This is a genomic window from Legionella cardiaca (genome assembly GCF_029026145.1).
GTDB lineage: Bacteria > Pseudomonadota > Gammaproteobacteria > Legionellales > Legionellaceae > Tatlockia > Tatlockia cardiaca.
Window position 1 is genome coordinate 2,963,262 of record NZ_CP119078.1, and the last position, 16,353, is coordinate 2,979,614.

Sequence of the window (16,353 nt, forward strand, 5' to 3'; positions counted from 1 at the left end):
AAGTGTCACTTGGCTCAACGCTCAATCTTCATGATTGAGGTTGGGCATTGTGTCTTATGATGAAGTAGATTATATAGCCATAAAATAATGGGCAAACTAACCAAGGTCACACCTAGTTTAAAAACCCAGACACTTATTGACAAACTTAAAATTTGTTCATAGGGATAGATACCACCAAACAGCAAACTATAATTTACCAAACAAAGTAAGGAAGTTCCTACAACATTAGCAATTAGAATACGCCAGCTACGACTACTGCCAAGATTAGTTTTCTTTAAGTACTCGAGCAACATCGCATTGCTAAAAAATGTTACGAATAATGCTAACGTTGCAGCCGGTATTCGTCGCGGTACAATGAAGGAATAAAATGGATTGAGGTTAAAAAATTCTGGTGAGGGTAATGCTACCGCTCCCATTAATAGCAAATCAAAAATCAACTCTGCTAAAATTAATACCACCATTAAGCAAAGGTTTGCTTTATAGCCATATAGTTCACCAATTAAACTACTAACCATCATTGCCAATGGAAATAAAAGCCCGCTTGCAGCTAAAGTCCACCCATTAGAAAAAGAAACGAGGCGGTATTCACAAGCCAGGCAAATCAGCATAATGATTACCGCAAAACCCACAAGATAATGATACAACGTATGCGACAAATAATCCGGTAATGGTTTATTAAAGGACCAATGAATACGTCTGATAAATAATAAACAGCTAAGATAAATAATACCGAAAGTAAACAAGATACCTGCAGCAACAAGTATAGAATCTAGATAAATGTAATTAAAATCATGTACGTGAGGTTCAGAAAACAACAAAAAGAAATCCAGAGTAAAAAAGAAAAATCCGCCAAAAAGCGCTAGCAATAATCTTTTCTTAGGAGAAATAAGCATGTCTTTATGCTTGGCGCTGCATAATAAATGAGGCAAATAAAAGCCCAAGCCAAACGCTAAAGTTGCTGCGAAAAACTTCTTAGGAATATCCTCAAAAACAATCTGGTAAGCAGGATTATCATGCATATATTCCGCTGCGGGTAAGTTAACGAGTAAATAAATACCAATGGAAAATACATACAATGCTAATAAAGATTGATGTAAAACATGACGCTGCTGGGTAATACTACAATTTTTTAAAACAATTAAGTAGAGAATAGCAACCAATGGACAAACTACACTACTCGCTGTAAACATCATCCCCTGAACAAGAATAATTTTAAATGAGACATTAATTAACAAGATAAGGCAAGTCATCATGCTCACGGTCAGCGGTAAATAGCTTCGTGTCGGAGACGTAGCTGAAAAAGTAGTCATAGAGGACGGTACTCACATTACAACAAAAGACAAGCAAATGATGGTTTTGTCTCTAGAGTGTGCAGTAATATATCATTATTGGCTTTCTTTTTGCAAATTTTGCCAAGTGTATGTCTAACCTAACAGATTGAATAAATTAATTAGAACCGGAATAAATTTTAATTTTTTCCACTACGCTATAAGCAATAGTGGAAATCATTGTTGGCAAATACGCTATATCAATTAGTTATCGTTGCGGTTGTTACTTCGGGCTCGCTTGTGTGACGTTGACGAAGAATAATCATTTTAGGATCAAGCTTTTTAAACATTCCTGGTTGATAACCAGTTCCATTCTCTGCCATATCTTCCTCAACTTCTCTTTTAATGAGATCGCTTGGTTTTAGTTTGATGACCTTAGGAGGCATTTTTTTGTCAGATGGCTCCTTATTTTCCTTCTTCTCACTATCTTCCGGTAACTCCATAACTCTAAGTGTAGGGGAGTGCGGCAGAATTATACTACGAGGATCAAGCGTAACCGCTACATTCGCATGCATTGATGTGAGCTCAGGCGTTATATCTTTTTCTTGCCCACGTAGAGGAAATGTTCCTTCAGTAGACGGTAGGCTAGGCGGCTTTCCTCGATGCAAACCCCCAGCGTAATTGCGTAATTTACCTACTTGCCGCATGAATTCCTCATTTTTCATTAGATTCAATAGTAACTCCACTATAAATTTTGGCGTACCAAAAATTGGCCTCGCTATTTCAGCTGTCGTTCCAGGAGATATAAGTGCTACCGTAGTCAAAGGATGTGCTTTAACGTCTTTAATATTTTTACTAGCAGAGATAATTCGTTTTCGAACAGAAGGCCAAGGAATGACAGGATCATCGGCAAAAGCCTGTCCGCTGCGCAACATACGCGGCACAAAAACCGGTTTGATGACATACTCTGATAAAGGATTACACCAAAGAATCTCTGAGTAATCAGTTATATTTTTCCAGGTAAACAGTGGTTCTGTCTGTTTTTTAAGCATCTCCGGAACTTTCTGCTTCAAACCAAGACCAAACGTATCAACAGTGAAACCAATGGCACCTTGATAGGCTGCAACCGGATCAATCATATTTCTATTTGATTCAGCAACAGCAGGAGGGAGAGTCATCTGAGAGGCAATACCAATTTGACCTATTAACGCAAACTGCTGGACGGTGGTTTCATAAAAAACTGCTGGGATCCCTGTGTATTTTTCAATTAAATAACAAATTCCCTTGCTTACCAAAAAATGACTAATACCATGTGCCAGGGCAAACTCTGGGTATTGGCGCAGAAATCGTTCCTGATCGGGTTGACATAATTCTGGAATTATAAGGGTAGTGACGTAACGACCGTTAAGAGAAATTTCCAAGGCGACAGAAACTCCCCCTCCGACAACAGGCACATAACTAATTAAAAAAATGGCGCCTTTGGTTGCCCAGTATTCAATAATGTCACGAAAAGAACCTTTTAAAAATCGCAATGTGTCATGTTTTTTAGTAACACATAAATCCATGGGCGGCGTTTCTCGAATACTATTAAAAGCACTTCCTGCCTCCATTACTAAAACTGTAGTACGCGCAACAATTTGCGTTTTTTTACGGAATGAATAAGCGTAATTAGCTGCCCACAATAACCATACCCCCATTTGTAAGGCAGTTTGGGTCGCAACGCTAACGTCATTTTCGGAATATTCCTCTGAATAATCTTGCATCTGCTGCTGAAGCATTCCCATGGTATAGGAAATAACCACTAAGGGCATTACATCTTCAACTGCAATGCGCCCCATACCCTTTACCATTTTTGTTACGCTGGGTGTTATTATCGTTGAACGAAGCACTCTAGGCACGGCAGGTATCTGCTCTAGCAATCTGCCTATCGTGTTATATGAAAAATTAAATATGCCAGATGCAGCTCCGCTTAAAGATGCGTTCTCCCAAACGCTTTTTCCCCATCCCGTAGCAGTATCCCTGACTGTGGTCCATGTATCCCACCAACCCATAAATGCTCTCCTGCAATAGTCGGAAATTCCATTCTAGGGGTAATGCTAAAAAATTACCAGAGTAGTCGATTTTTTATAATAGCGCTCGGAAATCAAGACGTTTGCGGTGGAGTTAGATTTTTGTCAGGAAATTCACATAAATCACGTATGATGCAGCGATAGCATTTGGGCTTGCGGGCTATGCAGGTATAACGACCATGTAAAATAAGCCAATGATGTGCGTCATGTAAAAATTCTTCATCAATACTTTTAAGGAGCCCAGACTCTACCGCTAATGGCGTTTTTCCTTTTGCAAGGCCTGTACGGTTAGCAACACGAAAGATATGAGTATCTACCGCCATGGTAGGCTGACCAAACGCTGTATTAAGTACCACATTCGCTGTTTTACGGCCAACACCAGGTAATTCTTCCAAGTCTTCACGATTATCTGGTACGTTTCCTTGATGTTTTTCAACTAAAATTTTACAAGTTAAAATGACATTTTTTGCTTTGCTATTAAAAAGCCCTATCGACTTGATATATTCCTTTAACTTCTCCTCACCCAAATCCAGCATTGCTTGAGGCGTATTGGCGACAGGAAATAACTTGGCAGTGGCCTTGTTAACACTTACATCAGTCGTATGTGCGGACAACATCACTGCAATGAGTAATTCAAAGTTGGAACTGTAGTGAAGCTCTGTTGTAGGATGGGGATTTTGCTCCCGAAAACGCTTGAAAATAGCTCGTCGTATCAAATTATTCATTCTTTTTCGCTTGAACCCTGGCAAGAGCTTGTAGAATATAATCTTGCTTTGCTTTTAAATCTTGCAAGGCATCATCCGTTTTTGCTGCTAACTTTCGCTTTTCTCGATAGGATTGTTGCTTGTCTTGTTCTTCGCGTAGTAGGCGAGCCTGTCTGGCGTTAAAACGTTTGCGGGCAAGTGTCTTATCGTAAGCTGGTTCAGGCATTGAGATTAAGTCAATGCAATCAACAGGACAAGGTTCAACACAAAGACCGCAACCAGTGCATTCATGGGCAATCACATCGTGCATTAATTTTCCACTGCCGATAATTGCATCCACTGGACAGGCTTGGATGCATTTCGTGCAGCCAATGCACTCGGCCTCGCGAATGATAGCTATCGCTGGCTGCCGCGTCTTCTCTCCAGCATTCGCAAGATAAGGACTTGCGTCCACACCAAGTAACTCACCCAATGCCTTAACCGTTGCCGCTCCACCTGGAGGACAGCGATCAATTGGAGCTAATCCTTGAGCCAAAGCCTCGGCATAAGGTAAGCAACCTGCATAACCACATTCTTTGCATTGGGTTTGTGGTAACAATTCATCAATGGCTTTGACAGAAACCATCACTTAACCTTCATTCCTGGTTCTGCCCCAGAGTCAGGCTGTAATAAAAATATATTTTTACCATCACCTGCAGCCAGTACCATTCCCTCTGACACGCCAAAACGCATTGTTCTAGGAGCTAAGTTGGCTACCATCACTGTTAATCTTCCTATCAAATCGGCAGGCGCATAAGCAGATTTAATACCAGCAAACACCTGCTTCTGTCCTTGACCAATATCCAATTGCAAACGTAAAAGCTTATCTGCACCCTCAACTTCTTCTGCAGCAACGATACGAGCAACACGTAAATCAATTTTGCTGAACTCTTCAATACTAATGGTATTTTCTAAGGCTGCAGCAGGTGTTTTTTTATCTTCAACCATGGTGGCCCCTTTTGTTTGTGCTAGCATTGCATCAATTTTTTCTCTTTCTATTCGGACCATGAGCGGACTAAATACGTTGATACGATGATTAAGTAAAGGCTTTGTGACGTTGTCCCAATTAAGGGGTTCACAACTTAAAAATGATTCCGCAGCAGAAGCCATGATTGGCAATACAGGCTTCAAATAAGTCATGAGTATGCGGAATAGATTTAATCCCATTGTGCAAATAGCTTGTACCTCGGACAAACGGTCGCTTTCTTTAACGAGTACCCAAGGCTTATTCGCATCAATATATTGATTCACACGATCAGCACACTCCATAATTTGCCGAATAGCGCGCGCATAATCACGTTGCACAAAAGCTTCAATGATTTCCTGACGAACAACAAGTAGTGATTCATAGAGTGCAGGCTCACTCAAGACCTGACTTAATTGATTATCAAAACGTTTATTAATAAAACCAGCACAACGACTGGCAATATTAACTATTTTACCTATCAAATCGGCATTAACACGATTAATAAAATCATCAAAATTGAGATCTAAATCATCAACACGGCCATTTAATTTAGCAGCAAAATAATAACGTAAATATTCTGGATTTAAATGCTCAAGATAGGTTCGTGCTTCGATAAATGTCCCACGTGATTTAGACATTTTCTGCCCATCGACTGTTAAGAAGCCGTGGGTATAAATAGCTGTTGGCAAACGGTGCCCGCTGCCTGCCAAAATTGCAGGCCAAAACAGTGCATGAAAATAAACAATATCCTTACCAACAAAATGATACAGTTCGGCTGTTGAATCCTTATCCCAAAACTCAGCAAAAGAAATTCCCTGTTCATCACAATACTTCTTAAAGCTGGCCATATAACCAATCGGAGCATCTAGCCAAACATAAAAATATTTGTCTTCAGTGCCAGGAATTTTAAAACCAAAATAGGGCGCATCACGAGAGATATCCCACTGTTTAAGACCTGAAGCAAACCATTCATCCAATTTATTGGCAACTTCAGTTTGCAAATGGCCATTTCGTGTCCATTCTTTTAGTAATTGTTCATAGCGTGGCAAATCAAAGAAATAATGTTCAGAATCCTTGTCGATGGGTTTTGCCCCAGAAATCGCTGAGACGGCATCAAGCAAATCCGTAGGCGAATAGGTTGCACCACAAGATTCACAATTATCGCCATATTGATCAGCAGCACCACATTTAGGACAAGTTCCTCTAACATAGCGATCAGGCAAAAACATTTGTTTAACTGGATCATAAGCCTGACGGATTGTCTTTTTAATGATATCCCCTGAGGCTTGCAAGCGCTCATAAATCATTGTGGCTAATGCTTTATTTTCTGGTGAGTGCGTGGTGTGATAACAATCATAAGCAATGGCAAACGCTTTAAAATCCCGCTCATGACTTTGTTGCATTTCCGCAGTAAGTTTTTCCGGGGTTATTCCTAATTGCTCAGCTTTAAGCATGATAGGAGTTCCATGCGCATCGTCACCACAAACACTAATACATTGATGGCCAAGCATTTTATGGGTACGCACCCAAACATCAGTTTGGATATGTTCCACTAAATGCCCTAAATGCAAATGACCATTAGCATAAGGTAGTGCACTGGTTACCAGCATTTTACGAACAGTTGTCATAGAGGTGCCTATAGAAATAAATGGCGAATTATAACGCATCTGCAGCCAGAATGCTGCATTTATCCGATTGCAAGAGTGAATCAAAAATTAGGTATATTTTTGTGAAAATGCTGACTATATAAAATGTATTAAACAAAGAACGCGGCATATGCCGCGTTCTTTATTTAGAATAACTCAATTTTTAGAGAGTGGAGCCTAAGTTTAATGTGCTTTCAGGAGCAATAACAACGGTCTCTTTTACTTCACTTGTTAATGGACCTTTGTGATGAGCAGTATCTACAAGTACTTCCTCTTCTTTTTCTTTTTCTTTTTTGAAGCAGCAACCAAAAAGTTTTTGCATTAGAGGAGTACTTTCTGGCCCTTCGTCCTCAAGAGATTCTTCACTGTCTTCTTCAACAGCTTTGAAAGAGAAATCTTCTTTAGGTGTAAACACCTTATTCATAAAGTTGTAAGCGCTAACAACTGCATTAAAGAGTGCACTAACAGCCAAGCTTGTGACAAAAGTCATCGCACCAATTACTGCTGTAGCAGCAGGTATTGATAAGGTTGCCAAGGCAGCAAAAGGTGTTGCACCAAAAACAGAAAAACCAGCAATTGCAAGAATTGAAGGTGGGAAAAGAGCAACAGCAGTCACAACAGCGGCGGTAGTAATCACTGCTAGTAATATAGCTAATGATGCAGCCCAGTGTTTACGCAGAAAATGAATAAATCCCATAGTTTACTTACTCCAATTGGTTAAAAATCGCTGCGAATCATATCAAGCAATTTCTTGAATGTGAATTGAAAATGCTCAATATGTTGTAACATTTTTGTAAAGTTGAGGGTTTTTTGAATACTCATTGATACCTAGTGGGATCGGGCAAATCAGCCGATTTAAATCCTTGCTTGCGAAATGTACAACTATCACACGTCCCACAGGCTGTCCCATCTTCAGTTGCTTGATAACAGGATATTGTTAACGAGTAATCTACGCCTAGCTGCGTTCCTTTTAAGATAGTCTCTGCTTTAGTTAAAAATTGCAGTGGCGCATGAATTTTAAAAGCATGCCCCTCAACGCCTTCTTTTGTTGCCAAGTTAGCGAGTTTCTCGAAGGCGGCCATAAATTCAGGCCGGCAATCTGGATAACCTGAATAATCAATTGAGCTTGCGCCAATAAAAATATCATGAGCACCAATGCTCTCGGCAAATGCCAATGCCATAGAAAGAAATATGGTATTTCGCGCTGGGACATAGGTTATTGGAATAGTGCTCGTTCCTGAGTACTCAGGAACAGGCATGGAGGTGTCGGTTAATGCCGAACCACCAAATTGGCCGATATCAAGATTGACTATACGATGTTCAACTGCCTGTAAATGTTCAGCCACACGCTTTGCTGCAGTTAATTCTGCTGTGTGACGTTGTCCGTACATAAAACTTAAAGCATAGCAAGAAAAACCGGCTGCTTTGGCAATGGCCAGACACGTTGCAGAATCTAATCCACCTGACAATAAAATAACAGCCTTTTTCATAATTAATCTCAACACGTGAATTTCTGCTTTATGGGCTCATTGCCATTTTAATAACAAGGAATAATAAGAGCAGAACAATAACAGGGAATGCTAGTTTATCGTTTCTCCGTCAAAGCGCAAATCGGCATGTTTATTAACAAACAACTTAAAAACGCATTGTTTGTGAATTCAAAAACTTATTTTTCAGTAAATTAGTTTTCAATTGTGTAAATTTGCGATAGCCAGGCTTGTCCTACGATTCCGTGCTATGTTATAAAAAAGAACAGTTTGAACATTAAAGTGCGCTTTTACTTTAAGTCACCAGGACTCTATTAATGAGGTGATATTATGGCCGCAGGCAAAAAATCAGTGAATCATACATCTACATTACTTGACTTAGCAGATACACTCTATCAAGCTGCGCGTAAAGGCACTAAAACCACTTTTGATAGCTATGCCACATTAGACCTGCAACGCTTGCAAATTGCAAGTTTATCTGGCTACTACAGCGCACAATTAAACAGCTTAAACCCTGCAATTTTTCTTTTTCTGACTGAAGGCCAAAAAGTCCAGATAGAAAAACAGTTAATCTTTACTCTCTATTTATATGCTGCTCAAGCCAGACTTGATGAAGCTGAAGCCAGAACAAAAAATTTAGCGGCTTCTCTACAGGGCATTAATCTCTGTTTAAAACGACTGGCTGAATTAAAACGCCTTAAGATACAAAAACAACAGGATGAAAAAGAAGCGCAACTTGCAGAAAAGATTTTTGATTCGGAAAAATACTTGAAGCTTCTAGGCTTAACTATTTTAGCCCCTTGGCTTACTTCACGAATGATGGAATTTATCAGCAATGGTAATGCTCTTGTTGATACTGAAAATGAGTCAGACCTTGTCGAAACCGGTGAAGTGGCAATTAAAGAATCGGAACAAGGAGGCAGTACACAAGGCAGGAAATCTACATTGATGATTGAATGGATGTCTGCCGTCAATGGACGTCGTCTCTACTGGGTTTGGGGTGGTGGTATGCTTGCTTCCGCCCTTGAGCTGTTGGCCTTTGAGGGTTCTTTATCACCTGAACAGATTGAGCGGGCGCAAAAAGGCCTGGGCGCACCTTCTCCCGTCACTGGTTACATGAGTTGGATACTCTACTACACTCGCTTTGGTATTAATCTGATTTTACTGTTAAAACATACCATTAACTGTTCCTGGTGGATGAGTGAAGAGGAAGCGCAAATCCCTGCTTGGGAGCGTTTTAAGACGCAGTTAAGTCAACGAAAATTTGCTCTGCTTAATGACGCTATTTGGGCAACCGCCAATATGGTTTGCTTTTTCTGGCTAAATGGTGGTGGCTCGCTAGGTTATGCTGGTAATGTGGTGACAGCAGTTCTGTTATTAATGGATTTGGGCGTCAGCATCTGGGCTTTCGTCGAAGAGAGCACACGGCATAATAAAGAAATGAAAGCATTTAACAAGAAAAAGGAAGCCTTAAAAGAAGAATTCGATAAGCTCACAGGTTTAATTGAAGGCCGTGAAAGCACCCTTGAGAAATTGAAAGCAAAAATTGATGACAAAGACGAAGCTGTCATAAGTATGCAACAAGAATTGCTCAACTTTAAAAAGCGAAAGCTAGAATTAGAGGCGGAACTGAAACACCTCAATAAAACAATCAAGCAAAGCGAAATGGAATGGAAATATAAGAAATATGGGCTGATCAATTCCATGGCGTATTCAGCAGGTTTATTATTTGCATTTTGCTTATTCTGCTGCTTTTTCTTTACACCTGCGGCACCAATAGTCGCGCTTTCACTTGTGGTTGCCGGGGCTGCTTTATGCTTCACTTTAACGATTCTTTATGCTGCTGTTAATGGTGGTCTTGAAATTGCAAAAACAAAAGAATCTATCAGGGAGACTCGTGCGGATTGTAAAGATCTGATGATTCTTTTTGCCCAAACTGAAGATGAGAATATGAGGAAGCAACTCTATTTGGAAATGAAAAGCTTAATGGCTGACTCGCAATATCATGAAGAAATGTGGAAGTTCCAGGCTGTTAAATTAACTCGTTCAATTTTTGTTGATGCATTTTTCCCGGCTTTAGTATTCGTTTCTTTAGTTTTTATGCCTATGGGAATGACTGCTCTTGCAGCGGGTTTTGCCATTGCCGGTGTCATTGCAGCAGGGTTGGCCATTGCGGCTATTTCGCACGCCATTCTCAGTCGTTATGAACCACAGCGAGTAGGAGTAAAGAATTTAAGTGAGTTTGATGAGCAAAAATTTAATGAGGAATTTGAGAAATTTGCCCTAAAATTTGATGATGACTTCCCTGAAGCCAAAACAAATAAGGATTTTGTAATTTCAGATAGTAGATTTCTTGAGTTTTTTGCTGAACCCAAAGTTGAGGCTCCCAAGAAAACTTTCTTTAGCTCGAACAAAGGTTATGTTCAAGTGCCTGAGTCATCAGTTACTGCAGTAGAAACTGACTTAACTAATGAGGCACTTAATATCACTAACACAACAAAATAATTAGCTTACTTCTCTTCATGCTAGCAACTACCCAATCAAATAGGTTGGGTATGCTGCTAAAAAAGTGTATAATTGCGAGATTTGTTGCGCAAGTATTTCTCTTATGAACCTTGAAAAACATTATGACGTTATTGTTATCGGCGGCGGACATGCCGGGACTGAAGCAGCACTTGCAGCAGCGCGCTTAGGTGCTCAAACGCTGCTACTCACCCACAATATGGATATGCTAGGACAAATGTCCTGCAATCCTGCCATTGGTGGTATCGGCAAAGGTCATTTGGTAAGAGAAATTGATGCCTTGGATGGCGCCATGGCGCTTGCAGCTGACAAAGCTGGTATTCAATTTCGTATTCTGAATGCTTCTAAAGGCCCCGCTGTCAGAGCAACAAGAGCCCAAGCCGATCGCGTTCTCTATCGCCAGGCAATTAGACAACAATTACAAAGCCAGGTTAACTTAACCTTGTTCCAACAAGCTGTAGATGATTTATTAGTCGAAGGCGATCGCGTTACAGGTGTTGTCACTCAGATGGGTCTCACTTTACGAGCACATGCCATCGTTCTTACTGTAGGTACTTTCTTAGGCGGCAAGATTCATGTGGGAATGAGTCAATATGCAGGAGGACGCGCAGGTGATCCCCCAGCTATTGCCTTGGCAAAACGCTTAAGAGATTTGAATTTACCTGTGGGTCGCTTAAAAACCGGAACACCACCCCGTATTGATGGGCGTTCACTTGATTATAGTCAAATGACTGTACAACATGGTGATGAACCCGTTCCAGTTTTTTCCTATCTGGGAAATCCTGCTCTGCACCCGCAGCAAGTACCTTGTTATATTACGCAAACAACAACAACTACACATGAAATTATTCAGGCTAATTTACATCAGTCGCCAATGTATGCAGGCGTTATTGAAGGCATTGGTCCGCGTTATTGCCCTTCTATTGAAGATAAAATTGTTCGTTTTGCCGATAAATCATCGCATCAAATCTTTGTTGAGCCTGAAGGTTTAACGACAGATGAAATTTATCCCAATGGTATTTCTACCAGCCTGCCCTTCGAAGTGCAGGTACAATTTGTACGCACCCTTAAAGGTTTTGAAAATGCCCATATCACGCGCCCTGGCTATGCTATTGAATATGATTATTTCGATCCGCGTGGCTTAACGCCTTTTCTGCAAACCAAACCGCTTGGCAATCTGTTCTTTGCAGGCCAAATCAATGGTACAACAGGCTATGAGGAAGCTGCAGCCCAAGGTTTGATTGCCGGCATGAATGCCGCACTGCAATCGCAAGACAAGGAACTTTGGTGTCCTCGTCGTGATGAAGCTTATGTAGGTGTACTGATTGATGACTTGATAACCTGTGGTACCCAAGAACCGTATCGCATGTTCACCTCGAGGGCAGAATACCGCTTATTACTACGTGAAGACAATGCTGATTTGCGATTAACGGAAAAAGGTCATCAGTTGGGATTGGTGGGCGAAGTACGTTGGCGGGCTTTCTGCGAAAAAAGAGAATCGATAGAAAAAGCTCAATCACTTTTAAAGGAAACTTTAGTTCGCGTTTCTCATAATGAGGTGCTAAATGATATTATTGAGAATCCTCTACAGCAAGATTGTAAAGCCGCTGAATTATTAAAACGACCAGAAATAAGTTATACAGACCTGCAAGCGATAGAGTCATTAAACTTACCTGTTTTGGCCGATGATGTTGCGGAGCAAATAGAAATTCAAAGCAAATACGCAGGTTATATCGAGCGACAAATGCTTGATATTGAACGCTTACGTAAACATGAAAATACGCAACTCCCCGATACCTTTGATTACAGTAAAGTTTCAGGTTTATCCACAGAAGTAGTACAAAAATTAACGCGTATTCGTCCAGCCACGTTGGCACAAGCAGGTCGAATTTCCGGTGTAACTCCTGCAGCGTTGTCTCTGCTTTTAGTTCATTTAAAGAAGCACCGAGAAACTGTATGATGGATGCCCCTGAAATCGCCCAACTTCTCAACACAGGGCTAATCCAACTTGGTATAAAAGCAGATACTAATCCACTTCTGCAATATCTATTTTTATTAAATAAGTGGAACAAAAGTTATAATTTAACCGCCATTCGCGATTTGGATACAATGGTTACTCGTCATATTTTGGATAGTTTAGCCATCCTTCCATGGCTACATGGCAAGCGAATAATTGATGTAGGTACAGGACCTGGTTTGCCAGGAATTCCTTTAGCCCTTTATAACCCCCAGCTTGAAATAGTTTTACTTGATAGTAATGGTAAAAAAATTCGCTTCTTGCAGGAGGTCAAACGAGTACTCGCAATCGATAATATTGAAATTGTACAATCACGTGTGGAAAACTACCACCCGCAGCAAGGTTTTGATACAGTAACAAGTCGGGCTTTCAGTGATTTAGCACAAATGTTGAAATGGACTTACCACTTAGCTGCCCCTCACGGTATTTGGTTAGCTATGAAAGGACGCTATCCTGAAACCGAATTGGCGAGCATCAACCTACCCTATCAGGTCAACTCTTATGATGTACCCGGTCTGGACGGTCAGCGTTGCTGCGTCATTATCAAAAATGCAACCAAGGAATAACCATGGCAAAAGTTATCGCCATTGCCAACCAAAAAGGAGGCGTGGGTAAAACAACAACAGCAATTAATCTAGCAGCATCTATCGCGGCTAATCGCCATCCTGTTTTACTTATCGATCTCGATCCACAGGGGAATGCAACAATGGGGTCAGGCATTGATAAGAATGCCTTGGTTCATACAACGAATGATGTATTATTGCGTGATTGTTTAGCTGAGCAAGCCTGCTTAACAACAACCTGTGGCTTTGATCTTATTCCAGCCAATGGTGACTTAACAGTTGCTGAAGTTAGTCTGATGGAAAGAAATCATCGAGAAACTTTTCTTTTTAAAGCACTGCAGTCAATCCAAAGTGCTTATGATTTTATTCTTATTGATTGTCCTCCAGCATTAAATACCCTGACTATTAATGCACTCGTTGCTGCCGATTCTGTTTTAATCCCCATGCAATGTGAATATTATGCGCTTGAAGGTTTGGCTGCCCTTACCAGCACGATTGAACAAGTAAGAGCCAGCGTAAATCCTCGCTTACACATTGAAGGTTTACTACGCACTATGTACGATGCTCGCAATCGCTTATGTTCAGAAGTGTCAAAGCAGTTGCTTGAACATTTTAGTAATAAAGTTTATCGCACGGTGATACCGCGAAATATACGTTTGGCCGAAGCCCCCAGCCACGGCATGCCAGCATTGCAATATGATAAAACTTCGCCAGGTGCGGCAGCTTATATGGTTTTAGCCGCTGAAGTTATCAGTAAGCAAGCCATCACCGTTTAAAATTGAGGTAATTTATGACAGTTAAAACTCGTGGTCTTGGCCGTAATTTATCTGCCTTATTAGGCAATAGCGGTAGTGCCGTGCTTATTGAAAAACCAACGACAGAAACTCTTAAGCTGGGAATTGATTGTCTACAGCCAGGAAAATACCAACCGCGAGGGGAAATTGAAGAGGCGCCACTTGCTGAACTTGCCGCCTCTATAAAACAACAAGGCTTATTACAACCTTTAGTTGTGCGAGAAATTGCTACGGGTCGCTACGAAATTATTGCCGGCGAACGCCGTTGGCGCGCCTGCCAATTAGCCGGTCTAACAGAGGTTCCTGTTATTCTTCGCCAGGTTGACGATGAAACGGCGATGGCCATCGCATTAGTAGAAAATTTGCAACGCGAAGATTTAAATGCCATGGATCAAGCGCGCGCCATGCACCGACTTACTAGCGAATTTGGTCTCACGCACCAACAAGTTGCCGATTTGCTGTGCAAATCACGCGCAGCTGTTAGTAATTATTTACGCTTACTCAGCTTAACAACTGAAGTTAGACGCTTATTGGAGCACGGCGATCTGGATATGGGACATGCTCGTGCACTTCTTATGCTCGATGAAGCTCAACAAGCACAGGTTGCCCGACTTATTATTGCGAAAAATTTATCAGTTCGTGAAACCGAAAAACTAGTGGCTCGAGTCAAAGCCGACAAAACGGAACAATTACCTAAAGCTGAAGTTAACCTTCTCTTACAAAGACAACTTCATTGCCTTGCAAAACAGTTAAAAACGACAGTAAAAATTAAGCAAGGAAAGGCAGGCAAAGGTACTTTGGTGATCCATTACGATAACCAGCAAACTCTACAGGCAGTCATTGAAGAATTAGTCAGTCTAAGCGCCACTGACGCTTGATTTAAATAATTAAAAGATTCTGGATGAACGGGAAGAGTTAGGCTCTATTATTAATTAACAATTTTGAAGCTCAAGTTTTGATCATTTTTGCCGATATAAGAAAATATGGCGGAGATGACCTATGCAAATTCAACCTGTGCAACCCGTGGTCGTCAAATTAAAATGTGGACATACCCATGCATCCTGTTTATTGGTGGAACTTACAGATACAGAGATGCAGCTAAGTAGTACCGAATACCTTGATAAAGACAGCCCCGTTATTTTTAGCGCGCAGTTTTTTCATGGTGAAGCAATTATCACTCACGTTAATTTCCTTAACTACCGCTTTACCTATAGGTTAACTATTAATGCAATCAAATATCAGCCCGGCTTGTTAGTTAATAAACAGCTGTAAAGCCAGTTGGCACTAGAAAAATTAAATGCTTTTGAAAGTGTGAAGGGTATCAAGACTCTTCTAGCCCTGATACCAAAATGACTAGATATTAGCGATCTTATTTTAAAGCCAATATACGAAGATAAATAAGAATAGCCATACCACATCCACAAAGTGCCAATACCACGCAACAGCTTCGAAACCAAAGTGTCGTTCTGGCGTAAAATGGCCGCGTATACAGCGAATCAGAATAACAATTAGCATGATGGTACCAATAGTCACATGCAATCCATGGAATCCTGTTAGCATGAAAAAAGTTGTACCATAAATACCAGCATCCAGGGTCAGATTCATCTCAGTGTAAGCTTCGTGGTATTCATAGGATTGTAAAGCCAGGAAGAGTATACCCAAGGCTATAGTAAGAATCATTCCGACAATAAGCTGTCTGCGTTTGTTAAGCTTTAAAGCCCAGTGTGCCCAGGTAATAGTAACACCCGAAGTTAATAAAATAAGCGTGTTAACAGCAGCCAAGCCCCAAGCTTTCATACCTTCCAATGCGCCAACAAAAACCTGATTGTCGGGGTTAATTAGTAAAGGCCATCGGCTTTGAAAATCATTCCATAAAGTAATATGAGTAATTGGGTGTATCTCTCCTCCAAGCATGGGTAAGGACCAAAACCGAGTAAAGAAAAGAGCACCAAAGAAAGCAGCGAAAAAACACACTTCAGAAAATATAAACCAGCACATTCCCCATCTAAATGAACGATCTACCTGCAGATCGTAGAGGCCTTTTTGATTTTCATAAATTACCTGGCCAAACCAACCAAACATCATAAATACTAAAATGCCAAGGCCAATGGTAAAGATGTATGGCCCATACCAATCATGGTGTAACCAGGATGCAGCACCAACCAGAGTTGTGGTTAGACCAATTGAACCAACCAAAGGCCAATGGCTGGGTTTGGGTACATAATAAGTGCCATGTGCTCCCATTGTATACAATTCTCCTATTTTATCTTTTGATC

14 protein-coding genes are annotated in these 16,353 nt (G+C 40.8%); 6 read left to right on the forward strand and 8 right to left on the reverse strand.

Features of this window, described 5'->3' with window-relative positions:
- Window positions 1–14: 14 nt before the first annotated feature.
- From PXX05_RS12920 to queC, 7 genes are all read right to left on the reverse strand, one after another.
- A complete protein-coding gene (locus PXX05_RS12920) occupies window positions 15–1,310 on the reverse strand; it encodes a VUT family protein (protein WP_275088603.1) in 1,296 nt (431 codons plus the stop codon).
- 218 nt (window positions 1,311–1,528) lie between these two features.
- The gene (locus tag PXX05_RS12925) at window positions 1,529–3,319 is read right to left on the reverse strand and encodes a hypothetical protein (protein WP_275088604.1); all 1,791 of its coding nucleotides are present in this window, start codon (window positions 3,317–3,319) and stop codon (window positions 1,529–1,531) included.
- A gap of 92 nt (window positions 3,320–3,411) precedes the next feature.
- Entirely contained in the window at window positions 3,412–4,062 is a 651-nt protein-coding gene (gene nth / locus PXX05_RS12930; protein ID WP_275088605.1) for an endonuclease III, read from the reverse strand.
- Window positions 4,055–4,666, reverse strand: coding sequence for an RnfABCDGE type electron transport complex subunit B (locus PXX05_RS12935; protein ID WP_275088606.1), 612 nt, complete (start codon window positions 4,664–4,666; stop codon window positions 4,055–4,057). The genes nth and PXX05_RS12935 overlap by 8 nt, the downstream gene beginning before the upstream one ends.
- On the reverse strand, window positions 4,666–6,675 hold the full coding sequence (metG, locus tag PXX05_RS12940; RefSeq protein ID WP_275088607.1) for a methionine--tRNA ligase: 2,010 nt from the start codon (window positions 6,673–6,675) through the stop codon (window positions 4,666–4,668). Before metG ends, PXX05_RS12935 begins: the two co-directional genes overlap by 1 nt.
- 181 nt (window positions 6,676–6,856) lie before the next feature.
- On the reverse strand, window positions 6,857–7,390 hold the full coding sequence (locus tag PXX05_RS12945) for a hypothetical protein (protein ID WP_275088608.1): 534 nt from the start codon (window positions 7,388–7,390) through the stop codon (window positions 6,857–6,859).
- A 121-nt stretch (window positions 7,391–7,511) separates the two neighbouring features.
- Window positions 7,512–8,183, reverse strand: a complete 672-nt coding sequence (gene queC, locus PXX05_RS12950; RefSeq protein ID WP_275088609.1) for a 7-cyano-7-deazaguanine synthase QueC — start codon at window positions 8,181–8,183, stop codon at window positions 7,512–7,514.
- A gap of 327 nt (window positions 8,184–8,510) precedes the next feature.
- Between queC and PXX05_RS12955 the strand changes: the two genes are divergently transcribed.
- From PXX05_RS12955 to PXX05_RS12980, 6 genes are all read left to right on the forward strand, one after another.
- Window positions 8,511–10,685, forward strand: a complete 2,175-nt coding sequence (locus PXX05_RS12955; protein ID WP_275088610.1) for an HlyD family secretion protein — start codon at window positions 8,511–8,513, stop codon at window positions 10,683–10,685.
- Between the two features lie 103 nt (window positions 10,686–10,788).
- Entirely contained in the window at window positions 10,789–12,663 is a 1,875-nt protein-coding gene (mnmG, locus tag PXX05_RS12960; protein WP_275088611.1) for a tRNA uridine-5-carboxymethylaminomethyl(34) synthesis enzyme MnmG, read from the forward strand.
- A complete protein-coding gene (rsmG, locus tag PXX05_RS12965; protein WP_275088612.1) occupies window positions 12,660–13,286 on the forward strand; it encodes a 16S rRNA (guanine(527)-N(7))-methyltransferase RsmG in 627 nt (208 codons plus the stop codon). The genes mnmG and rsmG overlap by 4 nt, the downstream gene beginning before the upstream one ends.
- A gap of 2 nt (window positions 13,287–13,288) precedes the next feature.
- Entirely contained in the window at window positions 13,289–14,059 is a 771-nt protein-coding gene (locus tag PXX05_RS12970) for a ParA family protein (RefSeq protein WP_275088613.1), read from the forward strand.
- Between the two features lie 14 nt (window positions 14,060–14,073).
- Window positions 14,074–14,955 (forward strand): ParB/RepB/Spo0J family partition protein, encoded by an 882-nt coding sequence (locus tag PXX05_RS12975; protein WP_275088614.1) that lies wholly within the window; start codon window positions 14,074–14,076, stop codon window positions 14,953–14,955.
- A gap of 121 nt (window positions 14,956–15,076) precedes the next feature.
- Window positions 15,077–15,349, forward strand: a complete 273-nt coding sequence (locus PXX05_RS12980; RefSeq protein WP_275088615.1) for a hypothetical protein — start codon at window positions 15,077–15,079, stop codon at window positions 15,347–15,349.
- A 102-nt stretch (window positions 15,350–15,451) separates the two neighbouring features.
- Here PXX05_RS12980 and PXX05_RS12985 read toward each other — a convergent pair whose 3' ends face one another.
- On the reverse strand, window positions 15,452–16,321 hold the full coding sequence (locus PXX05_RS12985) for a cytochrome c oxidase subunit 3 (protein WP_275088616.1): 870 nt from the start codon (window positions 16,319–16,321) through the stop codon (window positions 15,452–15,454).
- Window positions 16,322–16,353 lie beyond the last annotated feature (32 nt).

Coding starts and splice junctions, on each gene's coding strand:
- PXX05_RS12920 (WP_275088603.1), bottom strand. CDS start 1,310: ATGACTACTTTTTCAGCTACGTCTCCGACACGAAGCTATTTACCGCTG.
- PXX05_RS12925 (WP_275088604.1), bottom strand. CDS start 3,319: ATGGGTTGGTGGGATACATGGACCACAGTCAGGGATACTGCTACGGGA.
- nth (WP_275088605.1), bottom strand. CDS start 4,062: ATGAATAATTTGATACGACGAGCTATTTTCAAGCGTTTTCGGGAGCAA.
- PXX05_RS12935 (WP_275088606.1), bottom strand. CDS start 4,666: ATGGTTTCTGTCAAAGCCATTGATGAATTGTTACCACAAACCCAATGC.
- metG (WP_275088607.1), bottom strand. CDS start 6,675: ATGACAACTGTTCGTAAAATGCTGGTAACCAGTGCACTACCTTATGCT.
- PXX05_RS12945 (WP_275088608.1), bottom strand. CDS start 7,390: ATGGGATTTATTCATTTTCTGCGTAAACACTGGGCTGCATCATTAGCT.
- queC (WP_275088609.1), bottom strand. CDS start 8,183: ATGAAAAAGGCTGTTATTTTATTGTCAGGTGGATTAGATTCTGCAACG.
- PXX05_RS12955 (WP_275088610.1), top strand. CDS start 8,511: ATGGCCGCAGGCAAAAAATCAGTGAATCATACATCTACATTACTTGAC.
- mnmG (WP_275088611.1), top strand. CDS start 10,789: ATGAACCTTGAAAAACATTATGACGTTATTGTTATCGGCGGCGGACAT.
- rsmG (WP_275088612.1), top strand. CDS start 12,660: ATGATGGATGCCCCTGAAATCGCCCAACTTCTCAACACAGGGCTAATC.
- PXX05_RS12970 (WP_275088613.1), top strand. CDS start 13,289: ATGGCAAAAGTTATCGCCATTGCCAACCAAAAAGGAGGCGTGGGTAAA.
- PXX05_RS12975 (WP_275088614.1), top strand. CDS start 14,074: ATGACAGTTAAAACTCGTGGTCTTGGCCGTAATTTATCTGCCTTATTA.
- PXX05_RS12980 (WP_275088615.1), top strand. CDS start 15,077: ATGCAAATTCAACCTGTGCAACCCGTGGTCGTCAAATTAAAATGTGGA.
- PXX05_RS12985 (WP_275088616.1), bottom strand. CDS start 16,321: ATGGGAGCACATGGCACTTATTATGTACCCAAACCCAGCCATTGGCCT.